Source organism: Algibacter miyuki, assembly GCF_030409805.1.
In the GTDB taxonomy this organism is placed as follows: domain Bacteria; phylum Bacteroidota; class Bacteroidia; order Flavobacteriales; family Flavobacteriaceae; genus Algibacter; species Algibacter miyuki.
This window is the reverse complement of record NZ_JAUFQP010000013.1, coordinates 1,264,710-1,282,006: the sequence shown is the minus strand read 5'-3', so window position 1 is coordinate 1,282,006 and position 17,297 is coordinate 1,264,710. Positions and strand designations below refer to the sequence as shown.

At 32.2% G+C, this 17,297-nt stretch carries 14 protein-coding genes; 8 read left to right on the top strand and 6 right to left on the bottom strand.

Features of this window, described 5'->3' with window-relative positions:
- The first annotated feature begins 141 nt into the window (after positions 1–141).
- Both QWY92_RS17385 and QWY92_RS17380 read left to right on the top strand, forming a co-directional pair.
- Positions 142–285, top strand: a complete 144-nt coding sequence (locus tag QWY92_RS17385; RefSeq protein ID WP_290273661.1) for a hypothetical protein — start codon at positions 142–144, stop codon at positions 283–285.
- Positions 278–769 (top strand): hypothetical protein, encoded by a 492-nt coding sequence (locus QWY92_RS17380; RefSeq protein ID WP_290273658.1) that lies wholly within the window; start codon positions 278–280, stop codon positions 767–769. Before QWY92_RS17385 ends, QWY92_RS17380 begins: the two co-directional genes overlap by 8 nt.
- 265 nt (positions 770–1,034) lie before the next feature.
- Here QWY92_RS17380 and QWY92_RS17375 read toward each other — a convergent pair whose 3' ends face one another.
- Positions 1,035–3,464, bottom strand: a complete 2,430-nt coding sequence (locus QWY92_RS17375; protein WP_290273654.1) for an outer membrane beta-barrel protein — start codon at positions 3,462–3,464, stop codon at positions 1,035–1,037.
- A gap of 163 nt (positions 3,465–3,627) precedes the next feature.
- Between QWY92_RS17375 and QWY92_RS17370 the strand changes: the two genes are divergently transcribed.
- The 4 genes from QWY92_RS17370 (at position 3,628) to QWY92_RS17355 (ending at position 7,004) form a co-directional block, all read left to right on the top strand.
- Positions 3,628–4,827, top strand: coding sequence for an alanine dehydrogenase (locus tag QWY92_RS17370; RefSeq protein WP_290273652.1), 1,200 nt, complete (start codon positions 3,628–3,630; stop codon positions 4,825–4,827).
- A 34-nt stretch (positions 4,828–4,861) separates the two neighbouring features.
- A complete protein-coding gene (locus QWY92_RS17365; protein ID WP_290273649.1) occupies positions 4,862–5,242 on the top strand; it encodes a hypothetical protein in 381 nt (126 codons plus the stop codon).
- The gene (locus tag QWY92_RS17360) at positions 5,239–5,832 is read left to right on the top strand and encodes a sugar transferase (RefSeq protein WP_290273646.1); all 594 of its coding nucleotides are present in this window, start codon (positions 5,239–5,241) and stop codon (positions 5,830–5,832) included. The genes QWY92_RS17365 and QWY92_RS17360 overlap by 4 nt, the downstream gene beginning before the upstream one ends.
- Positions 5,833–5,939: 107 nt before the next feature.
- Positions 5,940–7,004 (top strand): polysaccharide biosynthesis protein, encoded by a 1,065-nt coding sequence (locus QWY92_RS17355; RefSeq protein ID WP_290273642.1) that lies wholly within the window; start codon positions 5,940–5,942, stop codon positions 7,002–7,004.
- A 1-nt stretch (position 7,005) separates the two neighbouring features.
- Here QWY92_RS17355 and QWY92_RS17350 read toward each other — a convergent pair whose 3' ends face one another.
- Entirely contained in the window at positions 7,006–8,181 is a 1,176-nt protein-coding gene (locus QWY92_RS17350; RefSeq protein WP_290273640.1) for a proline dehydrogenase family protein, read from the bottom strand.
- A 92-nt stretch (positions 8,182–8,273) separates the two neighbouring features.
- Here QWY92_RS17350 and aroB point away from each other — a divergent pair, with 92 nt between their 5' ends.
- The gene (gene aroB, locus QWY92_RS17345; protein ID WP_290273637.1) at positions 8,274–9,341 is read left to right on the top strand and encodes a 3-dehydroquinate synthase; all 1,068 of its coding nucleotides are present in this window, start codon (positions 8,274–8,276) and stop codon (positions 9,339–9,341) included.
- A gap of 133 nt (positions 9,342–9,474) precedes the next feature.
- On the opposite strand, the gene QWY92_RS17340 is transcribed toward aroB, so the two are convergent.
- Genes QWY92_RS17340 through QWY92_RS17325 form a run of 4 tightly spaced genes read right to left on the bottom strand, consistent with a single transcriptional unit; the run spans position 9,475 to position 15,763 of the window.
- Positions 9,475–11,853, bottom strand: coding sequence for a GumC family protein (locus tag QWY92_RS17340; protein ID WP_290273636.1), 2,379 nt, complete (start codon positions 11,851–11,853; stop codon positions 9,475–9,477).
- Positions 11,854–11,863: 10 nt separating this feature from the next.
- Positions 11,864–12,640 carry a polysaccharide biosynthesis/export family protein gene (locus QWY92_RS17335; protein WP_290273634.1) on the bottom strand — a complete coding sequence of 259 codons (777 nt, stop codon included), beginning with the start codon at positions 12,638–12,640 and terminating at the stop codon, positions 11,864–11,866.
- Positions 12,641–12,683: 43 nt separating this feature from the next.
- Positions 12,684–14,636 (bottom strand): polysaccharide biosynthesis protein, encoded by a 1,953-nt coding sequence (locus QWY92_RS17330; protein ID WP_290273632.1) that lies wholly within the window; start codon positions 14,634–14,636, stop codon positions 12,684–12,686.
- Entirely contained in the window at positions 14,633–15,763 is a 1,131-nt protein-coding gene (locus QWY92_RS17325) for a DegT/DnrJ/EryC1/StrS family aminotransferase (protein WP_290273630.1), read from the bottom strand. The genes QWY92_RS17330 and QWY92_RS17325 overlap by 4 nt, the downstream gene beginning before the upstream one ends.
- 535 nt (positions 15,764–16,298) lie before the next feature.
- Here QWY92_RS17325 and QWY92_RS17320 point away from each other — a divergent pair.
- Complete coding sequence (locus QWY92_RS17320) at positions 16,299–17,294, top strand: SDR family oxidoreductase (RefSeq protein WP_290273628.1); 996 nt, start codon at positions 16,299–16,301, stop codon at positions 17,292–17,294.
- The last annotated feature ends 3 nt before the right edge of the window (positions 17,295–17,297 follow it).

The window sequence follows — 17,297 nt, the reverse complement described above, 5'->3', positions numbered from 1 at the left end:
TTATCAAATAAAATTAGTTTTACGGGAAACCCTCAAGGGAAATTTTTAAAAACATTGTTTTTAACATAATTTTAACATTTGAGCTTGATTTTAAATTTAGTCTTTATCTAAATTTGGATTATAATTAAAAACCCCTATAGAATGAAAGCAAAAAAGTATTTAATCGCTATTGCGATTTTCGGAGGAATGGCAGTTACAGTTTATGCAGCTAATACAATCAACCAAGATGAGCAACAAACTGCAAAAATTGAAAAATGGAGAATTAAAATTCCCACTCATGGATAGAAAAAGTTTAATTATAGGGACTATCATAGCCACTATAATTGCTTCTACCCCTTATTTATTTTACTTATATGAAATTGTCCCACATACACCAGTTTGGGACAATTTTATTTTCAGATATGACAGTACCTACTATGGTAGTATGAAAACTTTAGTTTGGACCCTTATGGGAAAAACTACACCACTACTATTATTGTTTATTTGGTTTTTCACTTGTCGTCATTGGTGGTATCATACGCTACTTGTGCCAATCTCGATGTACATCTACCAGATTTTCACAACTATAAATGAGGATACTATGTTTATAGATACGAATCAATTATTTTACCTACTACCTATAATGGGTATTATAATTCCATCTATCTATCTTATTAGAGCTCAAATTTTCAACAAAGTTAACAACGCCAATAAATCATTACAAGAATTAGAAGACGAATTCAAAGTAACTCCAAGAAAAGGTTGGGATAAAATAAAAGAATACTTTTAAATCGGTTAGATTTAAAAATAAATATATTTAAGGTGTAATGAACATCATATTAAACTTAACCGTTTTTTATGGTGTTTTTTCATTTAGGCAAGGAAAGTGTTTTCGAGTTGATAAAGTCTCCTAAAACGATTAGAAAGCCTCTACAGGCGAACTAACTAACTAACTAACTAACTAACTAACTAACTAACTAACTAACTAACTAACTAACTAACTAACTAACTAACTAACACAGTTACTTGGTAGAAAACCTATTTAAAACTAGCGTCTAATTCGTGTTTTGCTCCAATCTTAATTGCTCCTCGACCTCTTTGTCTTTTTGGTTATTAGTTAACCTAAAATTGCCAAACTTATAATTAAAGCCAACGGTAAACAATCTGTTCTCCATTTTAGAATTCAATAGAATGTCTTGATTTAAATATTTAGTAGTTTGAGTAAAATTCTGGGTGTTAAAAATATCGCTAACACCTACACTTAGAGATGCGCGGTTATCCCAAAAGGTTTTTCTAAAATTAATATCTAAACCTGTTCTATTACTAATTTCACGAGGACCATCAACTATTGGCGAAATATAATTTAACATCACATCGGCTGTTAAACTTCTATCCTTTAGAAAAGAAAAGTAATTTACAATTTGTAAATACAGAGACCATTTATCCGTGGTATATAAAGCATTATTACTTTCTAAGGCAGAGAAATGATTTTCATAATAAAACAAAGAAGATAAAGCGTATACATTCCAATTAGAAATAACAGGAGTATACGTCATAAAATCTAAACCATAAGAAACGCCTTTATCAAGATTTGTATTAATGTTTTTCAACAGCTTAGAATCATTGTCTTGAAACCATATTTCAGTCGACGGATTTTTTTCATTTCTGTAATAAACTTCAAACGTATATTTACCTTTCAAGGTGTAACCCAAGATAAAATTATCGTCTATTTCCGGTTTTAAATTTGGATCTCCTGTAGTATAAGAGTTATCACTTAAATACAATTTAAAAGGATTGAGTTGCTCATATCGAGGCCTACTGATACGTTTATTATAACTGGCGTAAACTTCATTGTTTTCATTTATGACATGTAATAAATGAAAGGTTGGAAACAATTTAATATAATCGGATTTATTCGTTTCATTTGTTGATAATGAATTCCCTTTAATATTGGTGTGCTCTACTCTTACTCCTGTTTTCAAACTCCAACGATTCCAGTCTTTAGAATAACTTCCGTAAATGGCTAAGTTTGTTTCATCATACAAAAACACGTCAGAATTCTCTAAATCTTCTTCCCTATTTCCGCTATCATAGACATATCTATCAAGTAAACTTTCCGAATTAATAAACGATGCTTTTACCCCGGCTTCTAAAAATTCAGAATCAGAAATTGGGAGTTCATAATCTATTTGCCCTGTGTACAACTCAATATTTTGTCCGGTAAAAGATTGAAACCTATTATTTCTAATGAGGGATTCATCTGGAAACAAATAAGTGGTATTCACATCTTGATTACTAGAAAAATCGTAATTGGTGTGATGTACACTAAACGAAACCTGTTCGCCGTCTTGTTTGAATTTATGAATATAATCGAGCGTAAAAGCCAAATTGGTCTTCTTATCGATAACGTTATTTTGAGTATTAAATGTAGAATCTAAAACTCCTGTAGCACCAAAAACTTCTGTAAAGGAATTGATATCTCTATCATTACCAGAATGAGGCAAAAACAATAAATTTGCCGAAAAACTAAGCGTATTATTTGCATTTATCTCATAATCTATGTTACTATTTACATTTTGATTTGTTGATTCTTGAACGCGTTTATAGTCGGTTTCCCAACTAGAAATAGGAACGTTACTGTTAGAGAAATTAACAAATTCCTCGTTATGTCTGTAATCTTTCCTTGGGCTAATGTTGTAATTAATATAAGCACTTATTTTTTTACCCTTAAAAAAATGACTCGTCCCTACCGAATATTTAGGAAATTTATAGCCTTGTTCAAAATTACCAAAAACACTTCCATTATAACCTGAGACAATATTTTTAGAAGTGATAAAGTTTAGCACAGCTCCGCCTTCTGCTTCGTATTTTGCTGGCGGTGACGTAATAACCTCTATAGCCTTAATATTATTAGCAGGCATACTTTCTAAAAGTTGTAAAATTTCAGCTGTAGATAAATGTACTTTTTTGTCATTTATATATATGGTTGGGCTAGATTGCTTAACGGTGATCTCATCATTATTAACCAAAACACCTGGCGTATGTTTTAAAACATCGGCCATATTATTATTAGAAAGCGTAGAATTTTCAACATTAAACACCAATCGATCTACCAATCGCTTCACCGTTGGCTTCTTACTAACAATAAAAATACCATCAAGTTCTTGGTGCTCGTCTTCAAGTATAATTTTATCAAGCGTTTTACTTTCATTTAAAACTAGATTTATTATCTGAGTTTTATATCCTAAATAACTAATGTTTAAAACACAAGAACCCGCTTCTAAATTTGATATTTTAAAAACTCCATATTCATCTGTTGTTGTACCAACAGGGCTTGAATACTCTTTACTACTCGTAATTAAAATATTAGCAAAAGCTATAGGTTTATTGTTTGCGTCTTCAATTTCTCCAGTAACTTCTATACTTTGAGAAAGACTATGTAAAGAAAAAAGTAAAATAAAAATTAATACTAATTGTTTAATCATATTTGTTAAGTTAACGCAAAACTAAAGTAAATAATTGAATACGTTTTGCGGTCTAACCTTAAAATTTATGAAAACTATTCGCACAAGTTAAAATGATGACCTATTTTTAATTGAGTTTCAAAATTTATTTGTAATTTGATTTTTTATTAAAATAATAAAATGCATGAGCAAACCACTTTCACCTTTTACAAAGCAACAACTTCTACCTCAAGAAGAAACACTTGAAATATTTAAGAAAAAAGGCGAATTATTTATAGGAATACCTAAAGAAACAGCTTTTCAGGAAAAACGAGTTTGTTTAACTCCCGATGCCGTTTATGCTTTAGTGAATAACGGGCACCGCGTTTTATTAGAATCTGGCGCGGGAGAAGGTGCCAATTTTAGCGACAAAGATTATAGTGAAGCTGGCGCAGAAATAACAAAAGACACCGAAAAGGTTTTTGCATGCCCAATGATTTTAAAAGTGGAACCGCCAAGTTTAGAGCAAATTAAGCTTATAAACCCGCAAACCATACTAATTTCTGCGTTACAATTAAAAACACAACATAAAAAATACTTCGAGACTTTAGCGTCTAAACGTATTACCGCATTGGCTTTCGAGTTTATTAGAGATTCTGATAATGCTTACCCTGCGGTAAAATCGTTAAGCGAAATTGCTGGAACGGCATCTGTATTAATTGCATCAGAATTACTTTCAAGTTCTGAAACAGGCAACGGCCTCATGTTTGGCAACATTAGTGGCGTACCTCCTATTGAGGTTGTTATTCTTGGCGCTGGTACTGTTGGCGAATTTGCTAGTCGTAGCGCTATTGGTCTTGGCGCAAATGTTAAAATATTTGATAATTCATTAACCAAATTAAGACGCATACAAAGCCATCTGGGGCGTCCGGTTTACACATCGACTATTCAACCTAAAAATTTAACTAAAGCCTTAAAACGTTGCGATGTTGTTATTGGCGCCATTCGCGGCACTAATAGAGCGCCTATTGTGGTTTCTGAAAATATGGTGCAACACATGAAAAAAGGTGCCATAATTATCGATGTTAGCATAGATATGGGAGGCTGTTTTGAAACTAGCGAGGTAACATCACACAAACACCCTACCTTTATAAAACATAATGTGGTACATTATTGTGTACCTAATATTCCGGCACGGTATTCCAGAACTTCATCTGTGTCTATAAGCAATATTTTTACGCCATATTTATTGAAAATTGCCGAAGATGGCGGATTAGAAAATTCCTTACGTTTTGATCGCGGTTTAAAAAATGGGTTGTACTTTTACCACGGTATTTTAACTAGTAAATCTGTGGGAGAATGGTTTGGTTTAGATTATAGCGATATTAATTTGCTCATCTTTTAAGAAGCATCTCCAAAACGACCTCAAAATTATTTAAATGAAACTTATTCAGCGTATTGGCTATTACCTTGGCGGATTTTCCATCGGGTTAATTATTTTAACATTCTTTTTAAACGGAAAAAAAGCGTCCTGTAGTTATGGTCCGGAAGCCCGAGTTTTAAAAAACATTAACTCAAAAAACATTGTTTATAATGCCGTAATCAACGATTTTATATCGAAAAACATTATTGATTCTACTGAAATTAGAACCGTTTTAAAAAAAGGCGACATTAATTTCTCGGATAGTGATACCAGACGTAAACCTTGTGGTGTTTATTTTGTTGAAGGTGAATTAGATGAAAGAGAAGTTGTTTTAACGGTTGAAAACTGCGATAGCATTGCAACTATTACCAATTTAAAAATTGAAAAGATGCCATGATAAAGCGCACTTTTGATGTTCTTTTTTCTTTAATTGGTTTAATTTTTCTTTTTCCATTTCTCCTTATTCTTGCCATTATCATTAAAATAGATTCTAAAGGTCCTGTGCTATTTATTCAGGGTCGCGTTGGCAAAAATAATCGGGATTTCAATATTTATAAGTTTAGAACCATGCGCGAGAAATCGCAAAAAAGCGGCTTACTAACTTTAGGCAATCATGATGCGCGAATAACCAAAGTCGGCTATTTGTTAAGGCGGTTTAAAATTGATGAATTCCCACAGCTTATTAATATTTTAAAAGGCGACATGAGTTTTGTTGGGCCTAGGCCAGAATTACGCTATTACGTTAATTTCTATACGGAAGACGATATGAAAATATTCAAAGTTCGTCCAGGTATTACAGGGCTTGCATCTTTAAAATATAGAAATGAAGTAGAATTATTAGAAGCCGCCGAAAATCCTGAGGAACTATTTATAAAAACAATCATTCCTGATAAATTAAAATACAATAAGGCATATATTAAGAATAGAAATTTCTTTTTCGACCTAAAATTAATAGCCTTAACCGTGATCAAGGTTATTACAAAATAACTATTTTCGCTTTCCCTATACCTTCTCTTTATTCCGCTATAATTTTCACTGTTTTTCATTTAAATTATAGCAACAAAACAATCTTTAAATAAAGACGTTATACCTAGATGAAAGCTGAAATTTCCGCACATATAGATGAGTTATTAATAAATTCTGGACTGTTCCCTGATGTTAAACCATCACACCAAAATATTGTAAACTTCAATTTTTCAGAAGAAACCATTTTAATAACAGGTGCTGCTGGCTCTATTGGCAGCGAACTTTCTAAACAACTCACAAATTGTCGTTTTAAAAAATTAATTCTTATAGATATTGCCGAATCTCCGTTGTTCGATTTAATGAATGCGTCGGAGTTTGAGAATAAACATAACATTCATTTTCAAATACTAAATATCACCCAAAAAGATTCATTACAGCACCTTTTTTCAACCTTCCAGCCTACTATAGTTTTTCATACTGCGGCCTATAAACATGTTCCTTTAATGGAGGCTAATCCTTTTGAATCTATAAAAGTCAATATTTTTGCGACTAAACTATTAACCGATTTATCTTTAACTTTTGAAGTCAAAAAATTCATTTTTATTTCCACAGATAAAGCCGTAGATCCTATTAGTGTTATGGGGATTTCAAAACGTATTTCTGAAGATTATATCGCTTTTTTATCTAAAACAAGTCCTAGTATTTTTTTAACAACACGCTTCGGAAATGTTTTTGGCTCTAACGGTTCGGTGGTTCCTTTATTCAAAAAACATATTGAAACCAATAGAACGCTTACTATAACACATAAAGAAATTTCAAGATATTTTATCAATAAGCAAAAGGCGTGTCAGCTCATTTTAAAAATAGCCAACAACGATAGCCATACAAGTGCCCTTTTTACATTTAACATGGGAAAACCAATCAAAATAAAACATTTAGTTGAACGGCTTCAGATATTTTGTAAAATAGAATCTGTTGATATTCGATTTTCAAAATTAAGAGACGGCGAAAAAATTCATGAACATTTAGTCTCCAATAATGAAACTCTTCTCGCCACCGAGGATGAACAAATTTTCCTTGTTCAGAAAAACAATTCTACTCCATTTAATTCAAAAATTTTCGATCGCTTAAATAAAGTTTCTGCTTTTACTCCTCAAGTAAAGGTTAAGGAGATATTAATGAGTTACCTTTAATTTATTCTGCTTTTCGTCTCGTTTTTTCTTGCTTTAAAAGAGCGAGTTCTCGTCCTGTTTGCCCTGCTACAGAGGTGTTTTCTTCAGCGCGTCTAATCAAATACGGCATCACATCTTTTACCGGACCAAACGGCATATACTTAGCCACATTATAACCTTCGTGGGCCAAATTATAACTAATATGATCGCTCATGCCGTATAATTGGCCAAACCAAACACGTTCGTCATTATTTTTAATCCCTAATTTATCCATAAGTTCCATGAGTAAATACGAACTATCCTCATTATGAGTTCCAGCAAAAACCGACATGTCCTTGATGTTTTCTAACATATAATTTAAAGCCTTATTAAAATTAGCATCCGTAGCAGCTTTACTAATACAAATTGGTGATGGATACCCTTTAGTTTCTGCTCTATCATTTTCTTTTTCCATATAGGCACCACGTACCAATTTAAAACCCAGAAAATATCCAGCAGCTTTGGCTTTGGCATGTTCAGACGTTAAAAACGCCATACGATCATGCCGATACATTTGCAACGTATTATAAACAATTGGCTTTTCCGTATTATATTTAACCATCATTTTGGTTATTAAATTATCGGCTGCATCCTGCATCCAGCTTTCTTCGGCATCAATTAAAACAGCGACATCATAAGCCTTAGCTTTTGCACAAACCTGATCAAATCGGCTCACAATTCTATCCCATTCTTCCTGTTCAACAATTGTTAAAGTTCCATTTTTCGATAATTTCTCATATAAATAAAAACGACCAAAGGCTGACGGTTTAAAAACGGCAATAGGAATGGCTTGCAAGTTTTTTGCGAATTCGATAATTTTTAATAACTTATTTAAGGCCGCGTCAAACTCCTTTTCACTTTCTTTTCCTTCAACAGAATAATCTAAAACCGAACTCACCCCCTTGTCATACATCTTCTCAATAACAGGTAAGCAGTCGTCTTCGTTTACACCTCCACAAAAATGATCGAAGACTGTAGAACGAATTAATCCTTCAATAGGCAAATGTGCTTTTAAAGCAAAATTAGTTGCCACTGTTCCAATGCGCACCAAGGGTTCTATTGAAATCATCTTAAATAAAAAGTAAGCTCTTTCAAGTTCCGAATCACTTTTTAAAGAAAATGCGACTTTAGTGTTATTAAATATCAAATTCGTATTCATTTGCCCTTTTTTTTGCAAATATAATTATAGCTAAGTTATCATTTTATATAAAATCTCCTTAATTTCACATTCTTAAAAAGTTTAAATATTTTATGGATTCTATTAGCACAAAAAACTGTACAATACACTTTAATAACACTTGTTATTCATCATTAAATAAACATCTTTTAGAAAACAATTTTTCTAAAATTTTTATTTTAGTAGATGAAAATACTCATGAGCATTGTTTACCTATACTACTTCCTCAAATTGAAACTGAAGCTGTAATCGAAATTATTGAAATTGAGTCTGGTGAAATAAATAAAACTATAGATACCTGTGTAGGCGTTTGGAATACCTTATCGGAATTAAATGCCGACCGTAAAAGTTTACTGATAAATATTGGCGGTGGTGTTATTACCGATTTAGGTGGTTTTGTGGCTTGCACCTTTAAGCGTGGAATTTCATACATTAATGTTCCAACCACTTTACTTTCTATGGTTGATGCTTCTGTTGGAGGAAAAACCGGCGTTGATTTAGGACATTTAAAAAACCAAGTTGGTGTTATTAGCAACCCCGATTTAGTGTTAATTGACACAAAATATCTGGATACATTAGCAACGAACCAAATGCGTTCGGGTTTGGCAGAAATGTTAAAACATGGGTTAATAACCGGCGAAACTTATTGGAGTAAATTTGAAGATTTATCTAAACTATCACTCGATGATTTAGACGGATTAATTTATGAGTCCGTTTTAATTAAAAAGAATGTTGTTGAAGAAGATCCTTTTGAAAATGGTTTGAGAAAAACACTTAATTTTGGACATACCCTTGGGCACGCCATTGAATCTTATTTTTTAAGTCACCCCAAAAAAACCACGTTATTACATGGCGAAGCTGTTGTTGTAGGAATGATTTTAGCTTGCTATATTTCTACTGAACTTACTGGATTTCCAAAAGAAACAACTTTAAAAATCAAAGATTTATTTGTAAGCTATTATGGCAAAATAACCATTGATAAAAGTGAGCTACCTGAGATTATAGATCTTCTCAAGTACGATAAGAAAAATAATCATGGTAATATTAACTTCGTATTACTTGAGGCTATTGGCGTTACTAAAATCGACTGTTTAGTTGATGATACCGTAATTATGGATGCCTTTGAATTCTACGCCAATTAATTTCTGATATACATTATTCTCCTTTCTACAAAAGTAGAAAATAAGTAACAAAAAAAAACTTGTTTTAGTCTAATCAACTAAAACAAGTTTTTTTGTTTAAAATATAAATTAAGAATACAAATCTTAAGGTTAATTATGCCTTGTTTTTTCTAAACCATCCCTTTTTCTTTGGTGCACCATAATAACCATACTTGGCACCATAACCGAAGTTAGATTGATCAACATCATTTACAACAAGCATCATTCCGTTTAATTTTTCATCGGCATGAATTTCCTTGGTAAAGTTTAAAATTTCTTTTTCAGTATAACCTGCTCTAGTAATGTAAAATGTATGAGCAGCGTATTTACTAATTAATAAAGTATCAGTAACCAGCATAGAAGGTGCCGTATCAACGATTACATAATCATAATCTGAAGAAACAGTGTCAAACAATTCCTTAACACGATCACTCATCAATAATTCAGCAGGGTTTGGTGGAATTTTACCTGAAAACATTAAATCTATTTTAATATCATTAACGGCATGTTCACTAATGGTATTATTTAATTGAATTGATTCATCAGCAATAAATTCGGTAAAACCTACATTCGATTCTTCTTTTCCTTCAATATCCCTAATGGTTGAGAAAATTTGCGGATTTCTAATATCTCCTCCAATAAGTAAAACTTTTTTATTTGTACTTGCTAAAGTTAAAGCCATATTCATACTGAAAAAAGACTTACCTTCTCCATTAATAGTCGATGTTACAAACATGACATTATTGTAACTTTCTGCCGATCGTCCTCTTCTAACAAAATCAAAATTAGTTCTTATAATTCTAAAAGACTCTGATAATACTGATCGATCATTACGTTCTACTAATTTTTTATCACTTTTAGCCAACCTAGGTACTTCCCCTAGAATTGTTATATTTTTAATAGCGTTATGCAAATCCTCTCTATTGTGGATTTTTGTATCTAGTAAATCTCTAGCGTAGATAAATCCAAACGGTATTAGAAAACCAAAAAATAAGGCACCAATGTAAAGCACTTTACCATCCATGGTAACCTCTCCATAGGAATAGGCATCATCAATAATTTTTAAATTAGGTGTAGTTGCTGTTAACGTAATAGCTGCTTCCTCTCTTTTCTCTAATAAAAACAAATAAATTTGTTCCTTAATACCTTGTTTCCTTTCAATAGAGCGAAGTTTACTCTCTTGTCCTGGTACGGCATAAATTTTAGAACTCAATCTCGTAGATTGATTTTGAAGACTATTAATTTGTATATCTAACGCTTGTTTAGAATTCTTTATATTATTATTTAAATTACTCTTTATCCCTTTTAAAGTTTCATTTAACTCTAATACGATAGGATTTCTTTCACCTGCACTTTGCAGCTTACTGTCACGCTCTCTTAAAAGTTCATTATATTTAGAAGACAGTGTACTAATTGAAGCATCACCCAATCCTAAATTAGAAGGAATTGGAGCAAATGTACTATCATCACCTAAAGATTCTGTCATATAATTAAGTTTCCTTAATTCTGTTTTAGCCCCATCAATTTGTTGTTCATTTAGTGTGCTTGACGCTAAAAATTGCCCCGCTTCAGAGGCTACATCTGTAATTTTATTAACGGTTTTATACCTAACAATATTATTATCAACATTAACCAAGTCGTAAGTTATAGAATCAATTCTTTTTTCAATAAACTTAACCGTGTTCTCTGATCGTATATTTTTTTTCTCTAAAGTTGTTTTGTTATAAGTTTCTATAACGGTATTAATAACGTCTTTAGCTTTCTGTAACACGTTATCTTCATAATAAATAGATAAAACTTTCGATGATTTCGCAATTGGAGAAACCGAAACGTTATTATTAAGAAATGTAGCCACAGTCATAACAGGAGTTACTTTAACTCTAATTGTTGTAGTGTAAACCCCCTGATAACCATCTCTAGGCATTAGAACCAAACTACCATATATTGTAGATATGTTTTTTCCAAAAGTCATTTTTTGTGGAACATCATCCTCTAACACTCTATAATTAAATTCTGTTGCCGAAATAACATCCACATAAAAATTGAAATCTATATTATCAACAATAGAATCAGAAAGAATAAAATTGACATGAAATGGATTGCTTTTATATAACTCATATTCATTCACCCTACCTGCTGCAAAATATTGTATATTTAAATTCAATTTTTTAACAATGTCCTTCATGAATGTTCTAGAAGTCATTACTTGAATTTCATCATCTACTTCTGCAGCTTCATTTTCAGAAAAAAGAGATAATTCTTTCAATGCGTTTGCCCCTCCCGTACCGTCATTATCACCAAGAAGCATAATTTTAGCCGTAGCTCCATACTTTGGTATGGTAGTTCTTATTTGAAAATAAGCTAAAACACCAAAAAACAATATGCTAATTACAAACCAAATCCAATGTTTGGTATATAAACCTATTGTTTTTTTTAAATTAAAATGATTCGAACTTGCGTGTTCCGAATCTAATCTGTTCTCATTTGAAATCATATAAAAAGGCCTAATTTCTAGTTACAAAAATAAGTGCTGTTGTCAACACAAAAGAGGTTATACTAATAATAGTTCCAATTCTACTATCTCCGGAAGCTCCACTTACAGCAGAGTTATTTGGCTCAACGTAAATATAATCATTTTGCGTTAAATAGAACACAGGAGAATTAAACACTTCTTTACTAGTTAAATCTACCCTTGTGTAAGTTTTAGACCCATTAAAATCTCTAATGACCAAAATATTATCTCGTCTACCTTTTATATTTAAATCACCAGCCAATCCCAATGCCTCTAAAATAGATATGCGCTCTCCAGATACAGGATATACTCCTGGACTATTAACAGCTCCAGCCACTGTAATTCTAAAATTTGTAAACGTAATTATAACGACTGGATCTTTAAGAAGCTGGCCTTCTTCAAATTTTTTCTTAAATAATTCCTTTGCTTCTTCAATGGTTAAGCCCACCAATTTAACTTTACCAAGCACGGGATAATCAATATTTCCTTCGGTATCAATTAGGTAAGTTATAAACTGTCCTTGACTACCAGATTCCATAACTAAATTGTACGGTTTTGTAACTGTCAAATCCAACGTTGAAACATAAATACTTAAGATATCACCATACTTTAGTTTGGCTTTAAACGTATCTGTATCTACTATGGTTTCAAAATTCTTAGCATTTTGAAAGTAAACAATATCTTTCTTTGTTTGACAAGAAGTTAAACAAAGAAACGACATAACAATAGTGGCAAAAACAAATTTGCCTTTAAAAAAAGATGTTATCATTAAAATAGAAATTTGGGAGTAAGGTATTAAATATTAAAGACAATTAGCGGTTAACAATATTTTTATCCACTTTATTGTCAACTATACCTTTAACTTTCTTATAAGTTTGTACACGCTTATCAAATCTTTCATAGTCTGAATTATTTGATTTGTACTCAGGAATTAAGCGTTTCATCTTTAGAACGATATTATTATTCTGAAAACGATTTGTGATGCACAACTCTTCAATAGAAGCCTTAATGCGCTCATAATCTAACTCACGTGTTTTACTAATTAGAATTTTCTTACTGTAGGTAGCTAAAGTGTTTTCACCATTAGCCAATAATTCTTCATATAGTTTTTCTCCTGGTCTTAAACCCGTAATCTTAATGTCAATATCCTCAGGGTAGCGTAAACCTGATAATTTAATCATGTTTTTAGCTAAATCAAATATCTTAACAGATTCACCCATATCGAATATAAATATTTCACCACCTTTCCCCATACTTCCTGCCTCTAATACTAATTGAGACGCTTCTGGAATAGTCATAAAATATCTTGTGATTTCGCTGTCTGTTACCGTTAATGGTCCGCCATTTTCAATTTGTTTCTTGAATAAAGGAATTACAGAACCATTAGAACCTAAAACATTACCAAATCTTGTTGTAATAAACTTTGTTTTACTTTCTTTTTGCAAACATGTAATATACATTTCTGCCATACGTTTCGTTGCTCCCATCACACTAGTTGGGTTAACAGCCTTATCGGTAGAAACAAATACAAATTTCTTAACATTATATCGTGACGATGTATCAGCAAGTAGCTTTGTTCCGTTTACGTTGATCTTAATAGCTTCATAAGGTGTTTTTTCCATTAATGGCACATGCTTGTAGGCTGCAGCATGAAAAACCATCGTTGGTTTATATTCCTGAAAAATACTATCTATTCTTAAACCATCTCTAATATCCGCAACTATTGCAGTATAATCTGTCTTTCCTGCTCTTTTTAAATCTTGTTCTACATCATATAAAGGCGATTCCGCTTGATCCACTAAAATTAAATGTTTCACATCAAACTCAGCCAATTGTCTTACCAACTCACTACCTATAGAACCAGCAGCTCCAGTAACTAAAACTGTTTCCCCACTAAATTCATTTTGTAAGGTAGGCGAATTAATTTCTATAGGCGCTCTACCTAACAAATCTTCGATTTGTACTTGTTTTATTTGCTTAGAACTTAGCTCTCCATTAATCCAATTATCAATAGGTGGTACTTTTGTTATTTTAACATTTGCTACAGATAAATTTTCTATCAAAGCAATTAATTTACCAGAACTAACACTTTCCGAAGCTACCACAATTTCATCAATACCATTGTTTGCCGCGAAAATAGGTGTAACTTGACCAAAAGACATAATGGGCACACCATTAATATTCTTACCTTTCTTTTTTGTGTTATCATCTATAAAACCAACAACAACGTAACTTAACGTGGTATTATTCACTAAGGCATTATAAGTTACAATCCCTTCATCACCTGATCCGTATATTAAAATACGTTTGCTTGCTAATAATTTACATTGCAAATGCTTGAAAGCCATTTTAAAAACAAGACGGCTAGCACTTAACACGGTAAAACTCATAATAGCATGAAAAGCAATTATAGTTGCCGGAACAGTAAAGTTAGAAACTACTCCAAATTTATTATTCAGTGTTACCAATAAACCTGTAATTCCAGCAATTAATACCACAGATTTAAATAAGTTAACCACATCGGTAAAGCCGGTATGTCTAATTACACTTTTAAACGATCCAACAATTAAGAAACTCGCTACTGAAATCGTAAAGATAAAAGGAACTTGTAACCAAAATTGACCAACGTTAAAATTGAATGAAAAGTTAAACCTAATAAAGTAAGCTATAAAAAAAGTAGCCATTACTATTAATAGGTCAATAGCAAAAACAAGCCATTTAGAGGCATATTTCTGCGAATGTTTAGCAAAGTAGTTTATAATCATGAGTTTGGGGTATTTAAAATTATGGTCACTATTCGTTGTAAGTCAGTTTCCGTTAAATTAGAGCCACTTGGCAAACAAAGCCCTTTTTCAAAAAGGTCTTCCGATGTTCCATCTGTAAAATGTAAACAATCTTTAAACACAGGTTGTTGGTGCATAGGCTTCCAAAGTGGTCTAGACTCTATATCATCCTCAAATAAGGCCATTCTAATTTTTTCACGAGTTTCAAACGAATCTGTTTTCACACATGAAATCCATCTATTAGATAAACTGCCTGTAGGTTCTTCAAGGAATTCAATAGTATCAAGTTGTGCTAAGTGTGCTTTATAAAATTCATAATTAGCACGTCTTGCCGCCACTCTAGCATCAAGCACTTCCATTTGTCCACGTCCAATTCCTGCTAAAACATTACTCATTCGGTAATTATAACCTACTTGAGAATGTTGATAATGCGGCGCGTCGTCTCTGGCTTGGGTTGATAAAAACACGGCTTTATCCTTTAAACCTTTCGTTTTTGTAATTAAAGCACCCCCGCCAGAAGTTGTTATTATTTTATTTCCATTAAAAGACAAAATACCAAAATCGGAAAGTGCTCCGCAGGCTTTACCTTTATATTTACTACCTAAAGCTTCAGCACTATCTTCCACAACAGGAATACCATACTTTTCAGCAATAGCATTTATTTCGTTAGCCTTATATGGCATACCGTATAAATGTACAGCAATAATGGCTTTAGGTTTTTTATATTTTTCTATTCTATCTAAAATCGCAATTTCTAACAATTCCGGAGACATGTTCCACGTATCTCTTTCACTGTCAATAAAAACCGGTGTTCCTCCCAAATAAAGAATTGGATTTGCAGATGCCGAAAACGTAAAGCTTTGACACAGTACTTCATCGCCTTGGGATACACCAATGATCTCTAGTGCTAAATGAATTGAAGCAGTACCTGAACTTAAAACAGCAACTTCGTGATTTCCACCTAAAGCCCTTTTAATATCATCTTCAAAACCATTAACATTTGGCCCCAAAGGTGCAATCCAATTTGTTTCAAAAGCCTCATTTACAAACTTTTGTTCGGTTCCCCCCATGTGAGGTGAAGATAGATAAATTTTAGTTTTTGTTAGCATTTACATTTTTCGTTTAACAACATTAAATATCGAGTGACTAGTTTTGCGTCTCGTTATTAATAAAACATTTCTAAAAAAGACCGTTGAGAGTATTTTAAAAATATTTTTACATATTAAATTAACTCGCTATTAATCAATCCAATTTGTATGTTTTTCACTTTGTAAATTTACTAATAGTTTTTAAGTAGGAATGCGACTTCTTACATATTTCGCCAAAACCTTTATTAAAATCGGTTAAATACAAGGAGCATATAAATTCACAGGCATTCTTTGTAGCTTGTCGATTAACCCACTCTTTCCTAAGTTGTTTTTGCTATCTAAAACGTAAGTATATACACGTATATTAAAGCCAATAACACCGATATTTTTGATTTCCGTTAAAAACTTTAATCAAAATTAAAAAATCTATTTAATCGGCTTTTTTGACATATTCCTGACTTTAATCGGAAAAAAGACAACCTTAGTATAGTTTACAGGTCTACTTAAATTAATTTTTTATTTATTTGTCGCTTACTAAACAAAAAGCAAAAATTATATGACCTTAGATTTCATTGAAACTTTAAAAAATAAACACATTTTAGTAACAGGTGGCGCTGGGTTTATTGGCTCTAATTTATGTGAAGTTTTATTAAACCAAAACATTAAAGTAACCTGCCTAGACAACTTTGCTACAGGCAAAAGAGAAAACATAAAACCTTTTTTATCTGATTCTAATTTCAATTTAATTGAAGGCGATATTAGACAGTTAGAAGATTGCCATAAAGCATGCGACGGAATAGACTTCGTTTTACATCAAGCAGCATTAGGATCTGTACCACGTTCAATAAATGATCCAATAACGACTAATGATGTTAACGTTTCTGGTTTTTTAAACATGCTAGTCGCGGCAAGAGATGCCGGAGTTAAACGTTTTGTTTACGCCGCTAGTTCTTCAACTTATGGCGATCATGAAGCACTTCCTAAGGTAGAAGAAACCATAGGAAAACCACTATCGCCTTATGCTATCACTAAATATGTAAATGAGTTATATGCTGATATTTTTCACACCACTTATAATTTAGATGTTGTTGGTCTTCGTTATTTTAATGTCTTTGGAAGACGCCAAGATCCAGATGGTGCTTATGCCGCTGTAATCCCTAAATTTGTACAACAATTTGTAAGTCACGAATCGCCAGTTATAAATGGAGATGGTAGTTATTCTCGAGATTTTACGTATATTGACAACGTGGTTCAAATGAATTTAAGAGCTCTTACAACCACCAATAAAGAAGCCCTAAATACGGTGTACAATGTCGCTTTTGGCGAACGCACTACGTTAACTGAACTTACAACATTATTAAAAACATACTTATCAGAGTACGATGAAAAAATTAATAGTGTTGAAATAAAATACAGAGAAAACAGAGCTGGAGACATCCCTCACTCCCTGGCCTCAATAAATAAAGCAAAAGAATTATTAAATTACGACCCCAAATTCGATATTAAAACCGGCCTAAAAGAAGCCGTTTCTTGGTATTGGGAAAACCTATAAAAT